The 22,686-nt window shown below is 71.5% G+C and carries 25 protein-coding genes; 11 read left to right on the top strand and 14 right to left on the bottom strand.

The features are described from left to right. Positions 1-214 precede the first annotated feature (214 nt). The gene (dinB, locus tag IE317_RS27945) at positions 215-1,435 is read right to left on the bottom strand and encodes a DNA polymerase IV (protein WP_191314367.1); all 1,221 of its coding nucleotides are present in this window, start codon (positions 1,433-1,435) and stop codon (positions 215-217) included. Between the two features lie 106 nt (positions 1,436-1,541). Then, positions 1,542-2,267 (bottom strand): methyltransferase domain-containing protein, encoded by a 726-nt coding sequence (locus IE317_RS27940; protein ID WP_191314324.1) that lies wholly within the window; start codon positions 2,265-2,267, stop codon positions 1,542-1,544. A gap of 106 nt (positions 2,268-2,373) precedes the next feature. On the opposite strand from IE317_RS27940, the gene IE317_RS27935 reads away from it, so the two are divergent. From IE317_RS27935 to IE317_RS27915, 5 genes are all read left to right on the top strand, one after another. Beyond that, positions 2,374-3,276, top strand: coding sequence for a ParA family protein (locus IE317_RS27935; protein WP_191314323.1), 903 nt, complete (start codon positions 2,374-2,376; stop codon positions 3,274-3,276). Between the two features lie 3 nt (positions 3,277-3,279). Further along, complete coding sequence (locus tag IE317_RS27930; protein ID WP_191314322.1) at positions 3,280-4,089, top strand: DNA-formamidopyrimidine glycosylase family protein; 810 nt, start codon at positions 3,280-3,282, stop codon at positions 4,087-4,089. Positions 4,090-4,213: 124 nt separating this feature from the next. Continuing rightward, positions 4,214-5,260, top strand: coding sequence for an adenosine deaminase (gene add / locus IE317_RS27925; protein WP_191314321.1), 1,047 nt, complete (start codon positions 4,214-4,216; stop codon positions 5,258-5,260). A gap of 367 nt (positions 5,261-5,627) precedes the next feature. Continuing rightward, positions 5,628-6,188, top strand: a complete 561-nt coding sequence (locus tag IE317_RS27920) for a GNAT family N-acetyltransferase (protein ID WP_191314320.1) — start codon at positions 5,628-5,630, stop codon at positions 6,186-6,188. Between the two features lie 31 nt (positions 6,189-6,219). After that, on the top strand, positions 6,220-7,251 hold the full coding sequence (locus IE317_RS27915; RefSeq protein WP_191314319.1) for a quinone-dependent dihydroorotate dehydrogenase: 1,032 nt from the start codon (positions 6,220-6,222) through the stop codon (positions 7,249-7,251). Here the strand turns inward: IE317_RS27915 and IE317_RS27910 are convergent. The 7 genes from IE317_RS27910 to rimO all read right to left on the bottom strand — a co-directional run bounded on the left by IE317_RS27910 (position 7,223) and on the right by rimO (position 14,316). Next, positions 7,223-8,632 carry an allophanate hydrolase-related protein gene (locus IE317_RS27910; protein ID WP_191314318.1) on the bottom strand — a complete coding sequence of 470 codons (1,410 nt, stop codon included), beginning with the start codon at positions 8,630-8,632 and terminating at the stop codon, positions 7,223-7,225. The two genes, IE317_RS27915 and IE317_RS27910, sit on opposite strands and share 29 nt — an antisense overlap. Before the next feature lie 499 nt (positions 8,633-9,131). Then, entirely contained in the window at positions 9,132-10,112 is a 981-nt protein-coding gene (gene pspM / locus IE317_RS27905; RefSeq protein WP_191314317.1) for a phage shock envelope stress response protein PspM, read from the bottom strand. Positions 10,113-10,137: 25 nt separating this feature from the next. Continuing rightward, on the bottom strand, positions 10,138-10,983 hold the full coding sequence (locus IE317_RS27900; RefSeq protein ID WP_191314316.1) for a PspA/IM30 family protein: 846 nt from the start codon (positions 10,981-10,983) through the stop codon (positions 10,138-10,140). Between the two features lie 236 nt (positions 10,984-11,219). Further along, the gene (locus tag IE317_RS27895; protein WP_191314315.1) at positions 11,220-11,678 is read right to left on the bottom strand and encodes a helix-turn-helix domain-containing protein; all 459 of its coding nucleotides are present in this window, start codon (positions 11,676-11,678) and stop codon (positions 11,220-11,222) included. 99 nt (positions 11,679-11,777) lie between these two features. Next, the gene (locus IE317_RS27890) at positions 11,778-12,239 is read right to left on the bottom strand and encodes a CinA family protein (RefSeq protein WP_191314314.1); all 462 of its coding nucleotides are present in this window, start codon (positions 12,237-12,239) and stop codon (positions 11,778-11,780) included. A gap of 2 nt (positions 12,240-12,241) precedes the next feature. After that, positions 12,242-12,883 carry a CDP-diacylglycerol--glycerol-3-phosphate 3-phosphatidyltransferase gene (gene pgsA / locus IE317_RS27885; protein WP_191314313.1) on the bottom strand — a complete coding sequence of 214 codons (642 nt, stop codon included), beginning with the start codon at positions 12,881-12,883 and terminating at the stop codon, positions 12,242-12,244. Continuing rightward, a complete protein-coding gene (gene rimO / locus IE317_RS27880; RefSeq protein WP_191314312.1) occupies positions 12,880-14,316 on the bottom strand; it encodes a 30S ribosomal protein S12 methylthiotransferase RimO in 1,437 nt (478 codons plus the stop codon). Before rimO ends, pgsA begins: the two co-directional genes overlap by 4 nt. Positions 14,317-14,403: 87 nt before the next feature. Here rimO and IE317_RS27875 point away from each other — a divergent pair, with 87 nt between their 5' ends. The 3 genes from IE317_RS27875 to IE317_RS27865 all read left to right on the top strand — a co-directional run bounded on the left by IE317_RS27875 (position 14,404) and on the right by IE317_RS27865 (position 16,072). After that, a complete protein-coding gene (locus IE317_RS27875) occupies positions 14,404-14,922 on the top strand; it encodes an amino-acid N-acetyltransferase (RefSeq protein WP_373309128.1) in 519 nt (172 codons plus the stop codon). 88 nt (positions 14,923-15,010) lie between these two features. After that, complete coding sequence (locus tag IE317_RS27870) at positions 15,011-15,445, top strand: phospholipase (RefSeq protein WP_191314310.1); 435 nt, start codon at positions 15,011-15,013, stop codon at positions 15,443-15,445. Between the two features lie 15 nt (positions 15,446-15,460). Continuing rightward, positions 15,461-16,072, top strand: a complete 612-nt coding sequence (locus IE317_RS27865) for a nitroreductase family protein (protein ID WP_191314309.1) — start codon at positions 15,461-15,463, stop codon at positions 16,070-16,072. Here the strand turns inward: IE317_RS27865 and IE317_RS27860 are convergent. After that, complete coding sequence (locus IE317_RS27860) at positions 16,065-16,487, bottom strand: hypothetical protein (RefSeq protein WP_229902950.1); 423 nt, start codon at positions 16,485-16,487, stop codon at positions 16,065-16,067. The two genes, IE317_RS27865 and IE317_RS27860, sit on opposite strands and share 8 nt — an antisense overlap. A gap of 39 nt (positions 16,488-16,526) precedes the next feature. Further along, positions 16,527-19,013, bottom strand: a complete 2,487-nt coding sequence (locus IE317_RS27855; RefSeq protein WP_191314308.1) for a DNA translocase FtsK — start codon at positions 19,011-19,013, stop codon at positions 16,527-16,529. Positions 19,014-19,169: 156 nt separating this feature from the next. Between IE317_RS27855 and IE317_RS27850 the strand changes: the two genes are divergently transcribed. After that, on the top strand, positions 19,170-19,976 hold the full coding sequence (locus tag IE317_RS27850) for a lysophospholipid acyltransferase family protein (RefSeq protein ID WP_191314307.1): 807 nt from the start codon (positions 19,170-19,172) through the stop codon (positions 19,974-19,976). A gap of 102 nt (positions 19,977-20,078) precedes the next feature. After that, positions 20,079-20,693, top strand: a complete 615-nt coding sequence (gene wrbA / locus IE317_RS27845) for an NAD(P)H:quinone oxidoreductase (RefSeq protein ID WP_191314306.1) — start codon at positions 20,079-20,081, stop codon at positions 20,691-20,693. Between the two features lie 35 nt (positions 20,694-20,728). Here wrbA and IE317_RS27840 read toward each other — a convergent pair whose 3' ends face one another. The 3 genes from IE317_RS27840 to IE317_RS27830 form a co-directional block, all read right to left on the bottom strand. After that, positions 20,729-21,292, bottom strand: coding sequence for a hypothetical protein (locus IE317_RS27840; protein WP_191314305.1), 564 nt, complete (start codon positions 21,290-21,292; stop codon positions 20,729-20,731). A gap of 70 nt (positions 21,293-21,362) precedes the next feature. Then, complete coding sequence (locus tag IE317_RS27835) at positions 21,363-21,905, bottom strand: hypothetical protein (protein WP_191314304.1); 543 nt, start codon at positions 21,903-21,905, stop codon at positions 21,363-21,365. Positions 21,906-21,952: 47 nt separating this feature from the next. Further along, the gene (locus IE317_RS27830) at positions 21,953-22,429 is read right to left on the bottom strand and encodes a hypothetical protein (protein WP_229902949.1); all 477 of its coding nucleotides are present in this window, start codon (positions 22,427-22,429) and stop codon (positions 21,953-21,955) included. Here IE317_RS27830 and IE317_RS44710 point away from each other — a divergent pair. Further along, a complete protein-coding gene (locus IE317_RS44710; protein WP_229902948.1) occupies positions 22,422-22,607 on the top strand; it encodes a hypothetical protein in 186 nt (61 codons plus the stop codon). The two genes, IE317_RS27830 and IE317_RS44710, sit on opposite strands and share 8 nt — an antisense overlap. Positions 22,608-22,686: the final 79 nt, after the last annotated feature.

The raw sequence follows: 22,686 nt of genomic DNA, 5'->3' as shown, positions 1-22,686 counted from the left end.
CCGCGCAACGTCCTGGACCCAACAGCCAACCCCAGGCGGGGTGGCACTGTCCAGGATACGAGGCCCGCCCCCCCACGACTACCCGATCCCGCATCCAGAAGGGATCGAATTGGGCTAAATCCCGACTGAAGGGCGTTGCGGACCGTCACCGTCGCCGATCGTGACCGTTTTGCGGCTCGGCCGCCGTTGTGGGGGAATGCCGCCAAGCGGAAGATCACCGTCCGTGCTCCCGGGGCCCCAGCAGTGACGCGGGCCGCACCGCCGCCGAACCGAACTTCGACCGCGCGACGTCGGCCGCCACCTCCGCGTCGCGCCAGCGCGGTGCCGGGGATTCGAACACCAGCTGCTCCCCCGCCTCCCCCGTGTCGAGCCCTTCGACGCGGACGCCGATCAGCCGCACCGCCCCGGTCGGCGCGTGCTCGGTGAGCAGCGCCACGGCGACCGCGTGGATCTCGCGCGCCACGTCCGTCGCCGCGACCAGCGTGCGGGCCCGGGTGATCGTCCGGAAGTCCGCGAACCGCACCTTGATCGACACCGTCCGGCCGCGCACCCCGCGCTCCCGCAACGTCGCGCCGACCCGCTCCGAAAGGCGCAGCAGCTCCAGCGCGAGCGAAGCCCGGTCGTGCCGGTCGACGTCGAAGGTGTGCTCCGCGCCGATCGACTTCTCCGGCGAGTCGACCACCACTGCCCGCTCGTCGACCCCGTGCGCGAGCCGGTACAGGTGTTCCCCGGCCGCCACGCCCAGCGACTTCTTCAGCCGCTCCGGCGGGAACGCGGCGACGTCGGCGATCGTGGCCAGGCCCAGGCGCCGCAGGTGCTCCTCGGTCCGCGCGCCGACGCCCCACAGCGCCGACACCGGCAGCGGGTGCAGGAACGCCAGCGTCTCCGCCGCCGGCACCACGACCATGCCGTCCGGCTTCGCCATCCCCGACGCCAGCTTCGCGACGAACTTGACCTTCGCCACCCCCACCGAGCAGGTGATCCCGTGCTCGGCCGCCACCCGCGAGCGGATCTCCGCGCCCAGCGACGCCGGTGTCGCGCCCAGCCGCCGCAACGCCCCGCTGACGTCCAGGAACGCCTCGTCCAGGCTGAGCGGTTCGACCAGCGGCGTCAGCTCGCGGAAGATCCCCATCACCCCACGCGACACCGAGCTGTACAGCCCCGACGTCGGCGGGATGTTGATCAAGTGCGGGCACAGCCGCTTCGCCGTCGAGAACGGCATCGCCGAGCGCACGCCGAACTTCCGCGCCGGGTAGTTCGCCGCGGCCACCACCGCCCGCGGCCCGCCCCCGGACACCACGACCGGCTTGTCCGCCAGCTCGGGCCGGGTCCGCAGCTCCACCGACACGAAGAACGCGTCCATGTCGACGTGCAGCATCCCGCACCCGGTGTCGTCCGGCACCGGCTCTCCCGGCCGGACGCGGAACCGGCCCATCCCGCCCGGCAACTCGGCATTTCGCCCCACACCCGGGACGCTACCGGCCACCCCCGACAGTTTCGGATCACCGGGCAGCGCGACGGCGGAAACCCGCCGGAAGAGGTCAGGCCGGGCGCGCCACCGCGTGCAGCCGGCCCGCGATGTCCCGCAGGGCCGGCGTCCCCGCCGCGACCCGCTCGAACTCCGCCAGCTCGTCGTCCCGGACGTCGCCGGTGACCAGGTCCGAGATCACCCGGTCGCCCTGCAGCAGCGTGACTTCCAGGCCGGCCGCCTCCAGGCCGGCACGCAGGCCTGCGGCGGAGAAGCGGCGCAGCACCGTGTCGCCCGCGACGACTCCGTCGGCGCTCTCGAGCAGCTGCCGGGCCTCGCCGACCCGGCCGGCCAGCGCGCGGTGGAACGCCGCCGCGTGCCGGTTCGCGACCAGCACCGACACCGCGCCACCCGGCGCGACCGCCGTCGCGAGGGCCGCGAGCACCGCGGCCGGGTCGTCGACGATCTCCAGCAGCCCGTGCGCCAGCACCAGGTCGGCCGAGCCGGCCTCGACGTGCCGGCCCAGGGCGTCGGAGTCGTCCGCGACCACCGTGATCAGCTCGGAGACGCCTTCTTCCTCGGCCCGGCGCTGCAGGGTGGCCAGCGCGTTCGGGCTCGGTTCGACGACCGTCACCCGGCAGCCGGCCGCCGCGAACGGCACCGCCCAGCCGCCGCTGCCGCCACCCACGTCGACGACGCGGGGGTGCTCGGCGCCCCGCGCGCGGGCGGCCTTCAGCTCGGCCTCGAGCACCCGGCGGACGGCGCCCGAACCCCGGGCGGCCACGGTCTCCGTCTTCATGTCGCACAGGGTAGTGCCCGCCTCCGCCCGCCTCCCGAGCTCCTCCCTTCGAGTGAACGGCCCTAGCCCGGCGGCGCCTTTCCCGCGCACCCGTAGGCTGGAGACCGTGCACACGGTCGCCGTACTCAGCCTCAAGGGAGGCGTCGGCAAGACGACGGTCGCTCTCGGTATCGCGTCCGCCGCTTTGCGTAGGGGCACGCGGACGCTGGTCGTCGACCTCGACCCGCAGGGCAACGCCACCACCTCGCTCGACCCGCCCTTCACCGACGCGACCCTCGCGGACGTGCTCGAGACCCCGACCCGCGAAACGCTGGAACGCGCGATCGCCCCGAGCGTCTGGAGCGAGGACGTCGACGTCCTCGTCGGCACCGAAGAGCTGGAGCTGCTCAACGACCCGGACGCCGACAGCCGGCGCCTGGCGAACTTCTCGCGCGCGCTGGACGAGCTGCACCGCACGCCGCTGCGCGAAACGCCGTACGAGCTGGTGATCCTCGACTGCCCGCCGTCGCTGGGCCGCCTGACGAAGTCGGCGCTGGTCGCCGCGGACAGCGCCCTGATCGTCACCGAGCCGACGATGTACGCCGTGGCCGGCGCGGGCCGCGCCCTGGAGGCGATCGAGAAGATCCGCAAGGAGCTCAACCCGGACCTGCGCCCGATCGGCGTTCTGGTGAACAAGCTGCGCGTGCGCTCCTACGAGCACCAGTTCCGGATCGCCGAGCTGCGCGAGAACTTCGGCTCGCTGGTGATGCCGACGGCGATCACCGACCGGCTCGCGGTGCAGCAGGCCCAGGGCGCGTGCAGCCCGATCCACGAGTGGCACTCGCCGGGCGCCCAGGAGATCGCGCTGACGTTCAACATGGTGCTGGCGAAGATCCTGCGCTCCAACCGGGCGGGCCGGCACCGCATCGCCGGCGAGGACGCCGAGGGCCCGGACTGGCCCGAAGGCCCGGCCCCGGAGACCCCCGAGGCCCCCGACACGCCCGCCGAGGTGTCCGAATCCGCGGGGTGAGCCGTGCCCGAAGGTGACACCGTCTTCCTGGTCGCCAAGCGCTTCGCGAAGGCGATGGCCGGGAAGACGTTGCTGCGCGGCGAATTCCGCGTGCCGCAGCTGGCCACTGTGGACCTTTCCGGCCGCGAGGTGCTCGGGGTCGGGACGGTGGGCAAGCACCTGTTCACCCGCTTCTCCGGCGATCTGACGCTGCATTCGCACCTGATGATGGACGGGATGTGGGACGTCTACCCGGCCGGTGCCAAGTGGCGGCGGCCCGGCCACCACGCCCGCGTGATCTTCACCGCGGCCGACGTCCAGGTGATCGGGTTCCGTGTCCACGACCTGAAACTCGTGGCCACGAGCAAGGAACACGACCTCGTCGCCCACCTCGGCCCGGACCTGCTCGATCCGAAGTGGACGGAGGAACACGCGGCCCGCGCGGCCGCGGCCCTGGCCGCCGACCCGGCTCGCGAACTCGGGCTCGCCTTACTGGACCAGCGGGTCATGGCGGGCGTCGGGAACCTCTACAAGTGTGAAATAGCTTTCCTGCTCGGGGTCACGCCGTGGACGCCGGTGTCCGAAGTGGACGCCGCACGCACGGTCGCGCTGGCCCGCAGGCTGTTGCTGGCCAACGCCCTCGCCGGGCGCTTCGACCAGAGCACCACCGGCCACCTCGACCGCAACCGCAAGAACTGGGTGTACGAGCGCACCCGCCAGGGCTGCTTCCGCTGCGGCGGCAAGCTCCTGGTCCGCACCCAGGGCCACGACGTCCGGCGGCGGCCGACGTGGTTCTGCCCGAAGGACCAGACAGGCCCGTACCCCGAGCAGTAAGCTGGGTCACGTGACGACGTTCAAGCTCCCGCTCTACGGGGCCGACACCGAACGCGGCGACCTCGCTCCCTGAGCCGCGCGCGCTCCTTCCGTCACCTCACCCGAACACCCAGGGAGCTCTGTCATGCCCGGAATCCTCTCCGGGCAGGCGCTGCGCGCGTTCGCGCACGCCCTGCCCAAGGTCGAACTGCACGTCCACCTCGTCGGCTCGGCGAGTCTGCCGACCGTGCTGGAACTGGCCCGGAGACGTCCCTCCGCAGGCGTCCCCACCGACGAACGCGACCTCGCGGAGTTCTTCACCTTCCGCGACTTCGCCCACTTCCTCACCGTCTACCTCGCGGTGACCTCGCTGGTGCGCGACCGCCACGACGTCCACACGCTCGTGGCGGGTCTGGCCGCGGATCTCGCCGCGCACAACTGCCGCTACGCCGAAGTCACCGTGACGCCGTACAACCATCTGCTTGACGGCGTGTCCGGCGACGACCTGCTGACCGGACTGGAAACCGGCCGGGCCCGCGCCGCCGAACTGGGCGTCGAACTGGCCTGGTGCTTCGACATTCCGGGCGAAAAGGGCAGCCGGGCCGGGCAGGAGACCCTCGTGTTCGCGCTGCGCGAACGCCCCGAAGGCCTGGTGTCGTTCGGGCTCGGCGGCCCGGAGCTCGGCGTCGGGCGGGCGCAGTTCGAGCCGTACTTCACCCGGGCGCGGGAAGCCGGGCTGCACAGCGTCCCGCACGCCGGGGAGACCACAGGGTCGGCCACCATCTGGAGCGCGCTGCACGACCTCGGCGCCGAGCGGATCGGCCACGGCACCAGCTGCGCCGCCGACCCGGCGCTGCTCGAACACCTTGCCGCGCACCGGATACCGCTCGAAGTGTGCCCGACGTCGAACGTGCGGACCGGCCAAGTCCCGGACATCACGGCGCACCCGGTGCGGCGCATGCTCGACCACGGCGTCGTCGTGACGCTCAACACCGACGACCCGCCGATGTTCGGCGCCACGCTCACCGGCGAGTACGTCGCCGTCGCCGAGGCACTGGGCCTCACCGCGGCCGAACTGGGCCGGCTCGCGGAGAACGCCGTCGACGCCTCCTTCCTCGACGAGCAGCGGAAAGCCGTCCTGCGGACCGAAATCACAGAAATGACGTTGCACGGCACGCCGAACTTCACCTAGCGTGGCAGTACACGAGAAAGGAGGTGGTCCTAAGTTGTATTCCAACAGGACTCGTGAGGTGACTGTCCGCTAGCGGATGGCACGTGGAGGACTTTGAGCAGCGATACAACCGAGCCACCTTCGGCTCATCGCCTGCTTCACGTGGTGCCTGATAGCGAATACCAGGCAGTCACCGTGCCCCCGGGGTTCCCGAGCACCAGTCCGGCTCGGGCTCAGGCGTTTGACGGCGCTTGAGAGCACCCCCGGGGGCCCCTTTATTTCGCTCATTCGTGCAGGTCGTGCCACCCGGCGTAGCAAGACGACCGTCCGGCGATCAGCGTTCCGGTGTTCTGTCCCCCGGACGGCTGAAGCTCGCTAGCCTGGACGCATGCTCAGGCCCGACTACCCGATCACCACGGCGCGGCTGATCCTGCGCCCGTTCACGTCCGGGGACCTCGACGCGCTGAACTCCTTCCAGTCCCGCGCCGATGTCGCCCGCTACCTCTACTGGGGTCCGCGCAGCCGCGCCGAGTCGGCCGCGGCGCTCGCCAAACGGGTGCACAGCTCGACGTTGACGAAGGAAGGGCAGTTCCTGGCCGTGGCGGTCGAACTGGCCGCGACCGGCCAGCTGATCGGCGACCTGAACCTGGAGTGGCTGAGCAGCGAACACCGCCAGGGCGAGATCGGGTTCGTCTTCCACCCGGACCACCACGGCAAGGGCCTGGCCGCCGAGGCCACCACCGAACTGCTGCGGCTGGGCTTCGAAGACCTGGGCCTGCACCGCATCATCGGCCGCTGCGACGGCCGCAACACCGCGTCCGCCGCGCTGATGGAACGCCTCGGCATGCGCCGCGAGGCGCACCTCAGGGAAAACGAGATCGTCAAGGGCGAGTGGACCGACGAGCTGATCTACGCGATGCTCGAAGACGAGTGGAAGGACCGCGACTAGCGGGTTCCGGGCGGTTTGGCAGCATAGGGGCGTGTTCTTCGACAAGATCGTCCGCCCGGCGCTGTACCGGCTGTCCTACCACGACCCCGAGCTGGTGCACGAGCGCACGATCGGCGTCCTGGCCCGGCTCGGCAAGTTCGCACCGCGCGGCGTTCTGCGCGTCGACGACCCGGTGACCGTGCTGGGCCTGAGGTTCCCCAACCGCGTCGGCCTGGCCGCGGGGATGGACAAGAACGGCCGCGCGCTGCCGGCGTGGGCCGCGCTGGGCTTCGGGTTCGTCGAAGTCGGCACGGTGACGCGGCTGGCCCAGCCGGGCAACCCGAAACCGCGGCTGTTCACCCTGCCCGCCAGCGACGCGATCATCAACCGCATGGGCTTCAACAACGACGGCGCGGCCGCACTCGCGGCGAAACTCGCCCGCGACGGCAAGCCGGGCGTCCCGCTGGGGATCAGCATCGGCAAGTCGAAGGTGACGCCGCTCGAAGAAGCCGTCGAGGACTACCGGTTCTCGCTGCGGGCGCTCCACCCGTACGCGGACTACTTCGCGATCAACGTCAGCTCGCCGAACACGCCGGGGCTGCGGCAGCTGCAGGACCGCACCGCGCTCGCCGAACTGCTCGGCGAGCTGCGTTCGACGTCCCTCGAGCTCGCCGGTGGGGCATCGCCGACGCCGGTGCTGGTGAAGGTCGCGCCCGACCTGACCGACGACGCGCTGGCCGAACTGCTGGAGGTCGCGCTCGAACACGGCGTCGCCGGGATCATCGCCACCAACACGACCCTGTCCCGCGACGGCGTCACGCCCGCGGAAAGCGGCCTGGCCGGACAGGCGGGAGGACTGTCCGGCCGGCCGCTGACCACCCGCGCGGCCGAGGTCGTGCGGTTCGTGCACGACCACACCGGCGGGAACCTGCCGATCATCGGTGTCGGCGGGATCCTGGGCCCGGACGACGCGATCCGGCTCGTCGACGCCGGTGCGTCGCTCGTGCAGCTGTACACGGGCTTCGCGCTGCACGGGCCGGGCCTGGTGCGGCGCGTCAGCCGGGGGCTCGCAGCCCGGCGGTAGAGGCGAAGCGCACGTACCCGCGCCAGGATTCGTAGCGGTCCAGACCAGGGCCGTCCGCGGCCGGGTCGCAGCGCACGGCCAGCGGGGTGCTGCCGTCCGCCAGCTCGACGCGCTCCAGGACGAACGGCGGCTTCAGCGTCGCCGCGAAGCGGTCGAACGCGGCCGGCGACAGCCGCCAGCGCTCGCCGTCGAGGGCCGTACCGCCGTCGAGCACGCCCGGCTGCGGCGGCTTCGTGTCCAGGAGCACCATCCGGTAGGCCTCGGTGGTCCGGACCGGCCCGGTGAACCGGGCGCCGAGCTCGACGAGGTCGGCGTTGAGCGGCTGGCCACGCAGGTGGGCACCGAACACGACGACGTCCTCCCCCGGCTCGGGGTAGGGCGTCATCGGCTCGTCCGTGCAGACGGTCGCCAGGTCGAGGGCGATCTGGTCTTCGAACGCGCGCGTCAGGAAGGTGACGCCGAACGGGCGGCGGTCGCCCGGCAGCACCGGGACGGTCACCGCGGCCACGTCGAGGAGGTTCGCGAAAGCCGTGCAGGCGGCCAGGCGGTGGCCCACGCCGGCCGGGTCGGCCAGCGCTTCGGCGATCCCCGGGTGCTCCGGCACGGTCGGCAGGAGCAGGGCGTCGAAGCCGTCGAAACCGCGCTCGGGAAGGGAGATCGGGGTGAGCACGGCGCCGGCCGCGGTCAGCCGGGCGACGACGGTGTGGAGCGCGAGGGTCGCCGCCTCGCCGAGCGGAAGGTCCGACGGGTAGGCGATCCGCGGGTGCTCGCCGGCGCCGAGGCGGACGTCGGCGGGCCAGGAGCGGTCGCCGCCGGTCATCAGCGCGAGCGCGCGGCGGGCCGCGACCAGGCCGCTCGCGTACACGGAGACGGTGTCGGCGGCGGGCAGCAGGCCGCGCGTCGGCTTCACCGCGGTGACGGCGTTCAGCGCGGCCGGGACGGCGCCCCCGGTGCTCAGCGCCAGGTCGACGATGCCGAGCGCGACGGCGACCGCGGCGCCGTTCCCGCCGGCCTTGGTGCGGTCCCAGGCGCCGGAGATCAAGGCGGCGCCGGTCTTGCCGAGCACGACGGCGCCGGCGGCGGTGAGCCGCGCGACGACGGGCGCGCTGGTTTCCGGGACGCCGTGGCCGGAGGGCTGTTTCGCGACGTCGATCAGGTCCTGGACGGCGATGACCGTGCCGGCCAGCGGGAGGTTTTCGCCGGCTTTGACGCGTTCGTCGACGGCCTTGGCGTCGACGAGGACGTCTTCGACGGCGCGCAGGGTGGTCCAGAGTTCGGGGCGGCCGGCCTCGGTGAGGCGTTCGAAGGCCGCGATGACGCGCTGGGAGGCGGTGGGCGGGGTGATCGGCACGGGATCCGGGTCCGGCGGGAGCGTGTTCACGGGGCGTCCTTTCCTCGGCGGTCGAGAAAGTCCACTGTGTACGGTCGGCGCCGGCGATCCTCAGTGCACGGCGGGCCTCCCGGCGAGTGACACCTCGGCATGCATGACAGAAACGTTAGGGCGCGGACGTTTCCGTAGCCATCAGTTTCCGATTACGCGCGGGTTTCGGCCCCGGAAGGTGAACAGGGGGCGACGCCGGGGTGAAACGCACGATCACGCACGCGCGGTGACGACCAGCCGGTACGCCCGGTCGGCGGCACCCGATCGGCCGAGTCCCCGGCCCAAACGGCCCAGCAAAGCCCGAATTCGCGTGATCAGCCCCGAAACCCGCGTGACGGAACCCGGAACTCGCGTGACCGGAGGGGCATCTCGCGTGATCAGCGGGGCATCATCCGTGTCTGGCCGGGCATCACGTGTGTCTGGAGGGGCATCGAGGTGATGCCCCTAGGATCACGCATGATGCCCCTCGGGACACGCGTGATGCCTCTTTCAGCTCGGGTCAGGAGAGTTCGCGGAGGGCCATGGCGAGGCCGGCCAGGCGGTCGGTGGCGTCGGTGAGGGCCTGCTTGGACGTCACCAGGCCGTCGCCGGCCGCGGCGACCGTGTGGCCGGCCGCGGCGACCAGGCCGCGGTAGCCCTCGAGGCCGTCGTCGAGCTGTTCGCGGAGCTTGCGCACCGCCGCGTCGAGGGCCGCCTGCTCACGCGCGGGCGCCGAGTCGCGGCCGCGCTCGATCGCCTGGATGCGGGCCGCCAGGCCGCGCAACGCGGCTGCCGCCTCGGTCGCCGTCTGGCGGGCGTCCGCGACCGACACCTCCGAGACCGGCGGCGCCCCCAGCGAAGACGGCACCGAGAGCTGGCGCAGCAGCTCCGTCAGCGAGGCTTCGCACTCGGCGAGGCGTTCCATCGGCTCGCGGGCCGCCGACCGGGCGGGTGGCAGCGGCGGCGGCCCGGCCGGGGCCGCCGGGATCGGGGTGCGCTTCAGTTCACGCAGTTTCATGCCGGATCGGACGCTGAAGGTGCCGAAGATGACGACGCCGGCGAACGCCGTGATCGCCTGGGGCATCATCGCGGCGTGGGTCGGGCTGATCCAGCCCAGCGCGGCCGCCACGGTGACGATGCCGCACAGGATCGTCAGGATGATCCACAGCGTCAGCGCCTTCGACGTCCGGCGCTTGCGGCGTTCGAGCTTCGCGGCCGGGTGGTTCCAGCGGTCCCACCTGGCCCGGGCTTCGGCGAACGCCGGGACCTGGCCGGCCATGGACGACAGCGAGGCCGTCATGTCGGGCCGCCGCACCGGCGGCCGTTGCAAGGGGTTGGGGCGTGCGTGCTTCCCGCCGGCCTGGTCGGCCGGCGGGAAGTACTTCTGCACCTTCTGGAGCTTCTCCTGGGCGCGCACCGCGTAGTCGGGCAGCTTCTCGATGTGCTTCTCCAGCTTCGCGCTCAGCTCGCCGAAGTCACGCCGTCTGCCCTGCTGCCCCATGGTGCACGCCCCCTTCGGTGTCGCGTCAGGCCGGGTTCTTGCCCTGCTCGGCCTGCACGCGCGCCTGGATCTCCCGCTGGATGTCGGCCGAGCTGCTGGCCGGCTTCTGGGCCGCCGTCTTGCCGCCGTCGGTCACCTGGGCGACCGACTCGCCGCGCATCGACGAGCGGATCTGCTCGAGCCGCGAGTGGCCGGCCAGCTGCGTGGTGGAGGCCTGGACCTCCATCATCCGCCCCTGGACCGAGTTCTGGGCGAGCTCCGCCTGGCCGAGAGCCGTGGTGTAGCGCTTCTCGATCTTGTCGCGGACCTCTTCCAGCGACGGCGTGTTGCCCGGCGCGGCCAGCTGGCTCATCTGGTTCAGCGAAGCGGAGACCTGCTCCTGCATCTTCGCCTGCTCCAGCTGCGAGAGCAGCTTGGTGCGCTCGGCCAGCTTCTGCTGCAGCATCTGCGAGTTGCGCTCGACGGCCTGCTTGGCCTGCGCCGCGGCCTGCAGCGACTGGTCGTGCAGCGTCTTCAGGTCCTCGATGTTCTGCTCGGCCGTGACGAGCTGCGTGGCGAAGCTCTCCGCGGCGTTCTCGAACTCGACGGCCTTCTGCTCGTCACCCTTGGCGCGGGCCTCGTCCGCGAGGACGAGCGCCTGCCGGGTCGAGGCCTGCAGCTTCTCGACGTCGCCGAGCTGCCGGTTGAGCTTCATCTCCAGCTGCCGCTGGTTGCCGATCACGGAGGCGGCCTGCTGCGTCAGCGCCTGGTGGTTGCGCTGCGCCTCCTCGATGGCCTGCTGGATCTGTACCTTCGGGTCGGCGTGCTCGTCGATCTTCGACGAGAACGCCGCCATCATGTACTTCCAGAACTTCACGAACGGGTTGGCCATCTCCTCCGCCTGCCTTCTTGCGTCCCACGGGCCTTAGGTACTCGGGGTGTGGGGCGTCGCTCCCCTGCTGCCTGTTCCAACGCACCAACCCCGGCGTCGGGTTCCATCGTGTCAGGTCGGCCACGTCCGTTCCAGGCGACCCGGCCGAATTCAGGGATGCCCCCGATCACTACCCGTAGACAACGCGGACGGCCCCGGGCGGGTTGCCCGGGGCCGTCGGTCGATCTGCTCTGGACCTACGCGGCGATGGTGGAGGCCAGCTTGGGCTGGCCGATCGTCGTCCGCAAGGTCGTGTTCATCCGCGGTGCCGGGGAAACCCGCAGGTCGGCGAGGTCGTTCCCGATCAGCTCGGACATCAGGCGGCCGCCTTCGATGCCCGCCGACGAAGCCTCTGCGCCCCGCTTCTCCCGGGGTGCGCCTTCCACGATCCGCTCGTCGACCGGTGGGACCTCGACGTTGTCGAGGGCCGAAACGTCCGCCGCCACGTTGTGCAGCAGTTCGCCGAGCGGAAGGTCCAGGGCCTGGCAGATGGACGCGAGCAGCTCGCTCGACGCCTCCTTCTGGCCCCGCTCGACCTCCGAGAGGTAGCCGAGGCTGACCCTGGCGGCGCGGGAGATGTCGCGCAGCGTACGACGCTGGTTGGTGCGGGCATGACGGAGCCGATCACCGATCGCCTCACGCAACAGCACGGTCATCACGCGCCTCCCTTCCGAACAAGTACCCCCTACGTTACCCAGAGCGGCGCCCCGGGCGCAGGAGTTGGTGTGCACGTACGCCAAGGGCGAACGCGTGTTTCACGCCAGATGTTCCCCGAGCAGGGCAAACGCCGCCAAGACCGACTCGGTCCTGATCAAATCCCGATCGCCGTCCAAGGCCAGGCTACGGACTGTGCGTGTTCCCGGCCCGGCGAGCCCGACGTGCACGGTGCCCGGATCGACGCCGTCCTGGGCCGACGGGCCGGCCACGCCGGTGAGCCCGAGGCCCCAGGTCGCCCCGCACCGGTCGCGAGCACCCTCGGCGAGCTGAGCGGCCACCTCGGGGTGGACGGCGCCGTGCTCGGCCAGCAGCTCCGGCGAGACGCCGGCCAGCGCCGCCTTCAGGTCGGTGGCGTAGACGACCAGTCCCCCGCGCAGGACCGCGCTCGCTCCCGGCACCCGCGCGAGGGTGGCGCAGACGAGCCCGGCGGTCAGCGACTCGGCCGCGGCGACCGTCTCGCCCCGCGCGGTCAGGGCCGCGACCAGGGCCTTTTCGTCCACCTTCAGCTCCCGGTGACCCGGCGCCCGGCCGCCCGCAGCCGGACCGCGCGGACCAGGTAGTCGACGCCGGTCACGACGGTCAGCACCAGCGCGAGCCCCATCAGCGACCACCGCACCGGGTCCGCCCCGGCCGGCAGCGGCAGCAGGTACGCCACGATCGCGGCGATCTGGGCCATCGTCTTGGCCTTCCCGCCGCGGCTGGCCGGGATCACGCCGTGCCGGATGACCCAGAACCGCAGCAGCGTCACGCCGATTTCGCGGACCGCGATGACGATCGTGACCCACCAGCCCAGCTCGCCCAGCACGCTCAGCCCGACCAATGCCGCGCCCGTCAGTGCCTTGTCCGCGATCGGGTCGGCGATCTTGCCGAAGTCGGTGATCAGGCCGTACTTGCGGGCCACCCAGCCGTCCAGCTGGTCGGTGGCCGAGGCGATCGCGAACAGCCCGGTCGCGAGCGCGCGCCAGGTCGTGTCGTGGCCGTCGCCGACGAACAGCGCGATCACGAACAGCGGCACCAGGACCAGGCGCGACAGCGTCAGGAGGTTCGCGACGTTGAGCGTCGGGACCGGGGTCGGCTCCGGGACCTGGGCGGGGGTGTCGCGGGCCAGGCCCTCGTCGGCGGCGTCGCTGGGGAGCGCACTCACCGGTCGGCGTCCGGTACCGCGCGGACGATCAGGTCCACGCCCGCCGAGTCGACGACCTCGCAGCGCAGGAAGTCACCGACCTGCACCTTCTCCGGCGCGTCGAGGATGACGCACTCGCCGTCGACCTCCGGCGCCTGGTGCGCGGCGCGGCCGGTGAGCTCGCCGTCGTCGTCCAGCTCCACCAGGACGTCGACGAAGGTGCCGATCCGGTCCTCGGCGCGCTGCGCGGTCAGCTCCTCGACCAGCGCGGAGATCCGGGTGACGCGCGCGGCGACCTCCTCGGCGGAGAGCTTGCCGTCGAAGGTCTCGGCCTCCGTGCCGTCCTCGTCCGAGTACCCGAAGACGCCCACGGCGTCCAGGCGCGCGCCGGTCAGGAACCGCTCGAGCTCGCTCAGGTCGTGCTCCGTCTCGCCGGGGAACCCGACGATCACGTTGGTGCGGATGCCGGCCTCGGGCGCGTACTCGCGGATCTGCTCGCACAGCGCGAGGAACGAGTCGGTCGAGCCGAACCGGCGCATCCGGCGCAGCACCTGCTCGCTGGAGTGCTGGAACGACAGGTCGAAGTACTCGGCGACGCCCGGCGTGGTCGCGATGGCCTTAACCAGCTGCGGGCGCGTCTCGGCCGGCTGCAGGTAGGAGACGCGGACGCGCTCGATGCCGTCGATTTCCGCCAGGCGCGGCAGCAGGCGCTCCAGCGCGGTGGCGCCGTCGCGGCCGAAGTCCTTGCCGTAGGAGGTCGAGTTCTCGCTGACCAGGAACAGCTCCTTGACGCCGTGTTCGGCCAGCCACATCGCCTCGGCGACGATCTCGTCCGGCTGCCGCGAGACGAACGAGCCGCGGAACGACGGGATGGCGCAGAACGAGCAGCGCCGGTCGCAGCCGGAGGCGATCTTCAGCGCGGCCACCGGCGAGTCGTCGAGGCGCGTGCGCAGCACCCGCGGGCCCCAGCCCTTCTGCGCGTGGCCGGGGACCTCGACCGTCTCCGCGGCGGCGGGCCGCTCGACCGGGCTGATCGGCAGCAGCTTGCGGCGGTCGCCCGGGGTGTGCGAGGCGATCTTGCGGCCGGCGACGACGTCGTCGAGCCGGGCCGAGAGGTCGGCGTAGTGGTCGAAGCCCAGCACCGCGTCGGCCTCCGGGAGGCTGTCGGCGAGCTCGTGCCCGTAGCGCTCGGCCATGCAGCCGACCGCGACGACCTTCTTGCCCGTGTCGGACGCGGCGAGCAGCGTGTCGACGGAGTCCTTCTTGGCCGACTCGACGAAGCCACAGGTGTTGACCACCACGACGTCGGACTCTTCGGGGTCGGCCGCCAGCTCCCAGCCGCCGGCCGCGAGCCGGCCCGCCAGCTCCTCCGAGTCGACCTCGTTGCGGGCGCAGCCCAGGGTCAGCAGGGAGACGCGTCGGGTGGCAGCTGGGTCCGCGGCAGGGGAAGGCACGACGTTCAGGGTAGCCGCCGGTCCCGGGCGGCCCGACGACGGCGTAGCCCCATGGTGTCACCGCGCGTGCCGGGCGATGTGGCAGGGTTGACGATCGTGCCGTCCGACTCGCCCCGCCCGACCGTCCGCCGCGCCCGGATCGCCGACGTCCGCAAGATCAAGGCCCTGGTCGACGCGGACGCGGGCCGCGTCCTGCTGGAGAAGGACCTGGTCACGCTGTACGAGGACGTCCAGGAGTTCTGGGTCGCCGAAGTGGGTGACGAAGTGGTCGGCGCGGCCGCGCTGCACGTGCTCTGGGAGGACATCGCCGAGCTGCGCACCGTCGTGGTCGACAAGGCCGTCCGCGGCCAGGGCGTCGGGCGCGTGCTGGTCGCCCGGCTGGTCGACGAAGCGCGTGAGCTGGGCCTCAAACGGCTGTTCGTGCTGACCTTCGAGACCAGTTTCTTCGCCGGGCACGGGTTCGTGGAGATCGACGGCACACCCGTTTCGCAGGAGGTCTACGAGGAGATGCGGCGGTCACACGACACCGGCGTAGCGGAATTCCTCGATCTTCCCTACGCCAAGCCCAATACTCTGGGAAATTCCCGCATGTTGCTCGAACTGTGAGTGAAAACCTCCTTTCGGGCGGTGACGTGCGCCACCGCGCTGCCGGAAGCTGATCGGGCACTTTCCCCCATCGGCAAGGAAGCACACGATGCGCACGACACTGCGGAACCTGGGGGCCACCTTGACGGTGGCCGTTTCTGTCGGCGCGGGCGCCCTGCTGGGCACCGGCACCGCGGCCGCCGTCGACATTCCGGCGGTCACCGACCAGTACCTCTTCAGCACTTCGCTCTCGAACTTCGAGACGATCCGGAACTCCGCGCCCTACAACGGCCAGCTCGACTGGTCGTCCGACGGCTGCTCGTGGGCGCCGGACAACCCGTTCGGCTGGAAGTTCCTGCCCGGCTGCCACCGGCACGACTTCGGCTACCGCAACTACAAGAAGCAGGGCCGGTTCACCTCGGCGAACCGGCTGAAGATCGACGACAACCTGTACACGGACCTGAAGAGCGTCTGCGGGTCGAACATCGCGTGCAAGGGCGCGGCGTGGACGTACTACGAGGCGGTGCGCAAGTTCGGCGGCTGAGCCAGGATGGTGATCATGGAGATCGATCACCTGCTCAGCACGACCCGCGCGGTGCGCCGCAAGCTGGACCTCGACCGCCCGGTCGAGCCGGAAGTCCTCGAGGAGTGCCTGAACCTCGCGCTGCAGGCACCGACACCGGGCAACGTCCAGGCGTGGCGCTGGCTGGTCGTCCGCGACCAGACCGTCAAGGACCGGCTCGGCGTGCTGTTCCGCGAGGTCGGCGAGGCCTACCTCGCCAACCTCGCGCAGCACGCCGAACCGCGGGCACTGGCGTCGGGGCGGCACCTGATCGACGTGATCGAGCGCGTCCCGGTGTTCGTGATCCCGGTCCTGGCCGGCCGCCCGGCCGGGGACAACGCGACCGACGCGGCGTTCTACGGCGGCATCTTCCCGGCGGTGTGGAACTTCCAGCTGGCGCTGCGCTCACGCGGGCTGGGTTCGACGCTGACGACGTACCACCTGTCCCGCGAGGCGGAAGCCGCCGAAATCCTCGGCATCCCCGACGGCCACACGCAGGCCGGGCTGCTGCCGGTCGCCTACACGACGGTCCCGGACTTCAAGGCCGCCGCACGCACGCCGCTGTCCGAGGTCGCCTACCTGGACCACTGGGGCACGCCGCTCAGCTGATCCGGACCGTCGCCTCCCCCGCGTCCTCGCTCACCGCCACCAGCTCGATGCGGCTGCCGGCGAACGACGTCGCCTGGGGGCCGGTGCGCACGCCGCTGTGCAGCTCGGCCGTGGTGCTCTCGCCGTGGCCGGGCTGCTTCAGCAGGAACGCCAGCGTCGCCTCGCCCTGCCAGATGCACTGCATGCCGGGACGGCACCGCGAGTCGGCGACGACCCGCAGGTAGCGCACGGTCAGGTCCTTGCCCTGCACGGCGGCCTCCTGGCCCAGGTGCAGGGTGACGTCCTGCCCGGCCGGGACGCTGACGGTCGACGGCGACGCGGCCGGCCCGGAGACAGCGGGCTGCCCGGCGGCGACCGAGCCCACCGTGACGACGGCGAAGGCGAACAGTCCGGCTAGGAATCGCGGTAGGTCCACGCGCTCAGGACGGAACCAGGCCGCAGCGGGTTGCACGCGCTACTCGTCGTCGCTCGTATCGGCGTCCACCGGGCCGCCGCCGCGGATCATGAACAGGACCGACTCCAGTTCCTCCGGCTTGATCAGCACGTCGCGGGCCTTCGAGCCCTCCGAAGGGCCCACCACACCGCGGCTCTCCAGCAGGTCCATCAGCCGGCCCGCTTTGGCGAACCCGACCCGCAGCTTGCGCTGCAGCATCGACGTCGAGCCGAACTGGGACGTCACGATCAGCTCCGCCGCCTGCAGCAGGACGTCGAGGTCGTCGCCGATGTCCGGGTCGATCTCCTTCTTCTCGCCCGCCTTGGCCGCCGTGACGCCGTCCTGGTACTCCGGCTGCGCCTGCTCCTTCGCGTAGTTGACGACCGCGGCGATCTCCTCGTCGCCGACGAACGCGCCCTGGATGCGGACCGGCTTGCCCGCGCCCATCGGCAGGTACAGCGCGTCGCCCATGCCGATCAGCTTCTCCGCGCCCGGCTGGTCCAAAATGACCCGCGAGTCGGTCAGCGACGACGTCGCGAACGCCAGCCGCGAGGGCACGTTCGTCTTGATCAGGCCGGTGACCACGTCGACCGACGGCCGCTGCGTGGCCAGGACCAGGTGGATGCCCGCCGCGCGCGCCTTCTGGGTGATCCGGACGATCGCGTCCTCGACGTCGCGTGGGGCGGTCATCATCAGATCGGCGAGCTCGTCGACGATCGCCATGATGTACGGGTACGGCCGGTACTCGCGCTCGGACCCCGGCGGCGCGGTGATCTCGCCCGAGCGCACCTTCTTGTTGTAGTCGTCGATGTGCCGGACCTTGTTGACCTGCATGTCCTGGTAGCGCTGCTCCATCTCCTCCACCAGCCAGGCCAGCGCGGCGGCCGCCTTCTTCGGCTGGGTGATGATGGGCGTGATCAGGTGCGGGATGCCCTCGTACGGCGTCAGCTCGACCATCTTCGGGTCGATCAGGATCATCCGGCACTCGTCCGGCGTCGAGCGCGCGAGCAGCGACACCAGCATCGAGTTGACGAAGCTCGACTTACCGGAGCCGGTCGAACCGGCGACCAGCAGGTGCGGCATCTTCGTCAGGTTCGCGGTGACGAAGTGGCCCTCGATGTCCTTCCCGAGGCCGATCACCATCGGGTGGTTGTCCTTGACCGTGGTCGGCGCGCGCAGGACGTCACCCAGGCGGACCATCTCGCGGTCGGAGTTCGGCACCTCGATGCCGACCGCGGACTTGCCCGGGATCGGCGCCAGCAGGCGGACGTTGTCGGTGGCCACCGCGTAGGCGATGTTCTTGGTCAGCGCGGTGATCTTCTCGACCTTCACCCCCGGGCCGAGCTCGACCTCGTAGCGGGTCACCGTCGGGCCGCGCGTGAAGCCGGTGACCTGGGCGTCGACGTTGAACTGCTCCAACACGCCGGTGATCGCCTCGATCATGGCGTCGTTGGCCTTGCTGCGGGACTTCGGCGCGTCGCCGAGCTTCAGCAGGTCGGGCGGCGGGAGCTGGTAGTCGCCCTCGACCGTGCGGGTGACCGCGAGCGGCGGTTCCGGAGCCTTCTTCGGCTTCTTCTCGGGGACTTCGACCGGTGCGGGCTTGGGCTTGGGCGGCTTGATCGGCGTCGGCGCCTCGGCGAGCATCGCGTCGATGTCCAGCTGCTCGGGGTTGGCGTCGGTGGCCTGCCGCCGCCGCGACGGCTTGCGCAGCCGCGCGGACTTCGGGTCGGCCTCGGTGACGGTGTCCTCGTCGGTGGCGAAGCCCGGGCGCTGCGCCTCGGCTTCGGCGATCTCCTCCTCGTCGAGGCCCCAGTTGCGCAGCCGGTGCGGGATCTCGCGGACCGGCGTGCCGGTGAAGACCAGCACGCCGAAGAATAGGGCGAGGATCAGCAGCGGCACCGCGACCCAGGTGGTGACGCCCATGGTGAGCAGGCCGCCGGAGAACGCGCCGACGATGCCGCCGGCGTACATCCGGCCGTCGTTCGTCTCGGGCAGCGCGGTGAAGATGTGCAGCATCCCGAGCACCGACAGCACGACCATGATCGTGCCGACGACCATACGCGGCCGCGTCTCCGGGTGCGGCTCGGACCGCATCAGCGCGACGGCGACGACCACCAGCACCAGCGGCAGGGTGACGGCCCCGGCCCCGAGGACGGTCCGGGTGGCGATCTCCACCCCGGCCCCGATCGGGCCGGCCGCCCGCCACCAGACGCCGACGGCCGCGACGATGGCCAGGGCCATCAGCCCCAGCGCGAGCCCGTCACGGCGGTGTTCCGGCTCGAGCTCGCGGGTGCGGCCGACCGTGCGGGCCAGTGTGCCCATGCCCTTGGCCAGCAGGTTCCAGGTCCCGCGGACGCCCTTGCCGAAGATCCCAGGAGTCTTTCGGCGGGCGCGTGGTGCGGGCTTGCGAGCGGCCGGGCGTGACTTCGCGGGTGTACGCGGCTTACGCGCCGCTGCCCCCTTCGCGCCGCTTCCCGTGCTTCTCTTCCTCGTCGCCGACCCAGCCATGCCGTTTACGGTAACCGGCCATCGCGGTTCGTCCCACGCGCCACTCTCGGCCCAGGGTGAACTTCTGCCTCACACCGGCGGCTGAGCGGCCATCCGGGTGAACCGATCCGGCCAGTGCGCAAACGGGTGAAACCGGCGTCTGCCATGCTCTGCCCCATGGTCGCGTTGAACTCCGACAACACCGCCCGCCGGGCGCCCGCCATCTGGCGGACGATGCTGAACATCGACCGGGGGCTGGTGAACCTCGTCGGGCGGCTCACGGTCACCGGCCGGGTGCCCGCGCAGCTGCGGGGCAAGCCGCTGCTGATGACCGCGAACCACATCGGCGTGTTCGACGCCTTCGTGCTGATGGCCGCCTGCAAGCGGATCGGCATCAACCCGCGGTTCATGCTGGCCGGCGGCATCCTCGACGCACCGGTCATCGGGCCGGCGCTGCGGGTCAGCGGGCACCTGCGGGTCGACCGCAAGCACGCCGGGACCGCCGTGGGGCAGTTCGCCGAGGCCGTCGAGGCGATGAGGACCACGCGCGAGCCGATCATCGTCTACCCGGAGGGCCGGATCAGCCACGACCCGGGCCTGTGGCCGGAGCGCGGCAAGACCGGCGCGGCGCGGCTGGCGCTCGCGGCGGGCGTGCCGGTGATCCCGATCAGCCAGTGGGGCGCGCACGAGGCCGTCTACTGGGGCACCGAAACCGTCAACGGCCCGGCCGACCTGGTCCCGCTGGCCCGCTCCGGGCTGAGCGCCCCGCTGCGCCGCCCGCGGTTCCGCGTGCACTTCGGCGACCCGGTCGACCTGTCGGACATCGACACGCAGCGGCCGGGTGCCGGGGTGCGTGCGCACGCGAAGATCATGCAGGCGATCACCGACGGCCTCGTCCCGCTGCGCCGCGACGAGCTCGACCGGCCCAAGTTCCACGACCCGACCCGGCCGACCGACACGGTCAGCCCCTGGAAGCCGCAGTGACAACCGGAGCTTCGCTCCGGGCCGGGGGCTCCGCCACCCGGACCCCCGAAAGCGTCGTCCGCACTGTGAGACACCCCGGCGGGCGGCCTTAGAGTCGGCGACGTGAGCACACGGATACTCGTCGTCTACTACAGCTCGACCGGGAACACCGCCGCCCTGGCCGAGTCGCTCGCCGCGGGCGCGCGCGAGACCGGCGCCGACGTGCGGGTGCGGACGGTGCCGGAGACCGTGCCCGCCGACGCCATCGCGCGCAACCCGCGCTGGCAGGCCTGGGTCGGCACGGGCCCGCACCACGAGCTCGCCACCCTCGGCGACCTCGAGTGGGCCGACGGGCTCGCCGTCGGCAGCCCGACCCGGTTCGGCGGCCCGGCCGCCCAGCTCAAGTCCTATTTGGACAGTACGGGTGGCCTGTGGGCGCAGGGAAAGCTGGCGGACAAGGTGGCCACGTCGTTCACGACGGCGTCCACCGCCCACGGCGGCCTCGAGTCAACGCTGCTGGCGATCAACAACGTCTTCTACCACTGGGGCGCGATCGTCGTGCCGCTCGGCTACACCGACCCGCACCTGAAGGAGTCGGGCAACCCGTACGGCGGCTCGTTCGTGTCCCGGAAGTCGGCGGCGCCGGACGACGTCGCGCTCGACGCCCTCCGCCTCCAGGGGCGGCGGCTGGCCACGATCACCACGCACGTGGCGACCGGGCTGAAGCGCGCGGAGTGAGGGGTCCGGGTGCCGAAGCACCCGGACCCTCCGGTTCAGCGCCGAGCCGCGCGGCGGCGCAGTACCACGGCACCCGCGCCGGCCGCACCCACGAGGGCGACCGCCCCGCCCACGAGCAGCGGCGTGGCGCCGGATTCGTCATCGGCCGGGCCCCCGCCGGTCTGCGGCGCCCCCTGCGGCTTCGCCCCGACCTGCGGCGCGGGCTTCGCCGCCGGCTTGGCCGACTGGGTCGACGGAGCAGGCTTGGGGACGGTGAAGAACCGAGTTACGCCGGCGAAGTCTTTGTCGTGCGTGTCGCAGAAGACTTCGGTCCGGTAGTCCCCCGGCCGCACCCCTTTGAACGTGATGGACCGCTTGTTTCCGTTCAGCGTCAGGGGTCCCCCGCCGAGCACACGGTCACCCGAGCGAGCGAAGTAGCTCGCGTCAGCCGGGACACCACTGGCGACACACGTGGCGGTGACAGTCACCGTGCTTCCCGCGACCGCAACATGCACCGATGCCACGTTTCCCGTGGGCGCTTCCGCGGCCGAAGCAACGACCGGCGACAGCAGCACGAACCCGGCGGCCACACCCGCGGCAGCAGCAATTACCCGCAACATTTCTTTTCCCCTCCAGAAATTCATCGCAAGCCGATTGCCTGCGATGTACGGCTGTTTCGAAAACTTCGGTTCAGCGCCGGGCTGCGCGGCGGCGCAGCGCCACGGCACCGGCTACGCCCACGAGGGCGACCGCACCGCCCGCGACGAGCAGCGTGGCGGTGGATTCGTCCTCGGCCGGGCCCCCGCCGGTCTGCGGCGCACCCTGCGGCTTCACCGCAACCTGCGGCTGGGCCGGCTTGGCGGGCTGGGTCGACGGAGCCGGCTTGGCGGCCTTCCCGACGGTGAAGGCCCGCATGAGGCCACCGAAGCCTTCCCTGTCCTCGCTGCAGGACATGTTGGCTCGGTAGTTTCCGGGCCGCACCCCGGTGAACGTGAAGGACTGCCTTTTCCCGTCCACCGCCATGACGTGGTAGTCGATGTGCTCCTGTCCGCTGGACACACCGATACCCACCTCAGCCTTGACGCCACTGGTGAAGCACGTCCCCGTGATGGTCACCGTGCTTCCCGACACCGTGATCTTCATGGATGTCGGGTCCGCAGCCGAAGCCACGACCGGCGACAGCAGCACGAAACCGGCGGCCACACCCGCAGCGGCAGCAATTACCCGCAGCATTTCTCCCCCTCCAAGAGTTCATCGCGTGCGATTACCCGCGATGCCGCTCAGCGCCGGGCCGCGCGGCGGCGCAGCACCACGGCACCGGCACCGGCCGCGCCCACCAGAGCGACCGCACCGCCCACGAGTAGCGGCGTGGCGGTGGATTCGTCCTCGACGGGTCCACCACCGGTCTGCGGCGCCCCCTGCGGCTTCACCTCCACCTGCGGCGCGGTCTGCGTGGGCTTGCCCGGCTGCGTCGGCTTGGCGGACGGGGCCGGCTTGGCGGGCTGGGTCGACGGAGCCGGCTTGGCGGGCTTCCCGACGGTGAAGGCCCGGATGCCGCTCGGGCGACTCCCGGGGCCGCCCTCCTGGCAGGACATCATGGCTTCGTAGGTCCCCGGCGGCACCCCATTGAACGAGAGGGCGTAGCCCTTGCCGGCCGCCTTCATGACGTTGTAGTCGAGCGGCTCGTGCCCATTGTGCGTGCCGTAACCCGCTTCGGCCTGGATGCCCTTCGTAACGCACGTTCCCGTGATGGTCACCGTGCTCCCCGACACGGTGACCATCATCGTCGTCGGCGCACCCGTCGGCGTTTCCGCGGCCGACGCCACCACCGGCGACAGGAGCACAAACCCGGCGGCCACACCCACGGCAGCAGAAATCTTCCCCAGCATTTTCCCCTTCAAGGATTCATCGCACGACGAACACGTGCGTGAATGAAAAAGAAACTCATTCCCCGCCGGATCAACCGCGGGGCCCCCTGTTTCTTGAGACATCCGGAAGACGTCCACCCGCAGAC

This window comes from Amycolatopsis bullii (genome assembly GCF_014654205.1).
Taxonomy (GTDB): domain Bacteria; phylum Actinomycetota; class Actinomycetes; order Mycobacteriales; family Pseudonocardiaceae; genus Amycolatopsis; species Amycolatopsis plumensis.
This window is presented reverse-complemented; position numbering and strand designations above follow the sequence as displayed.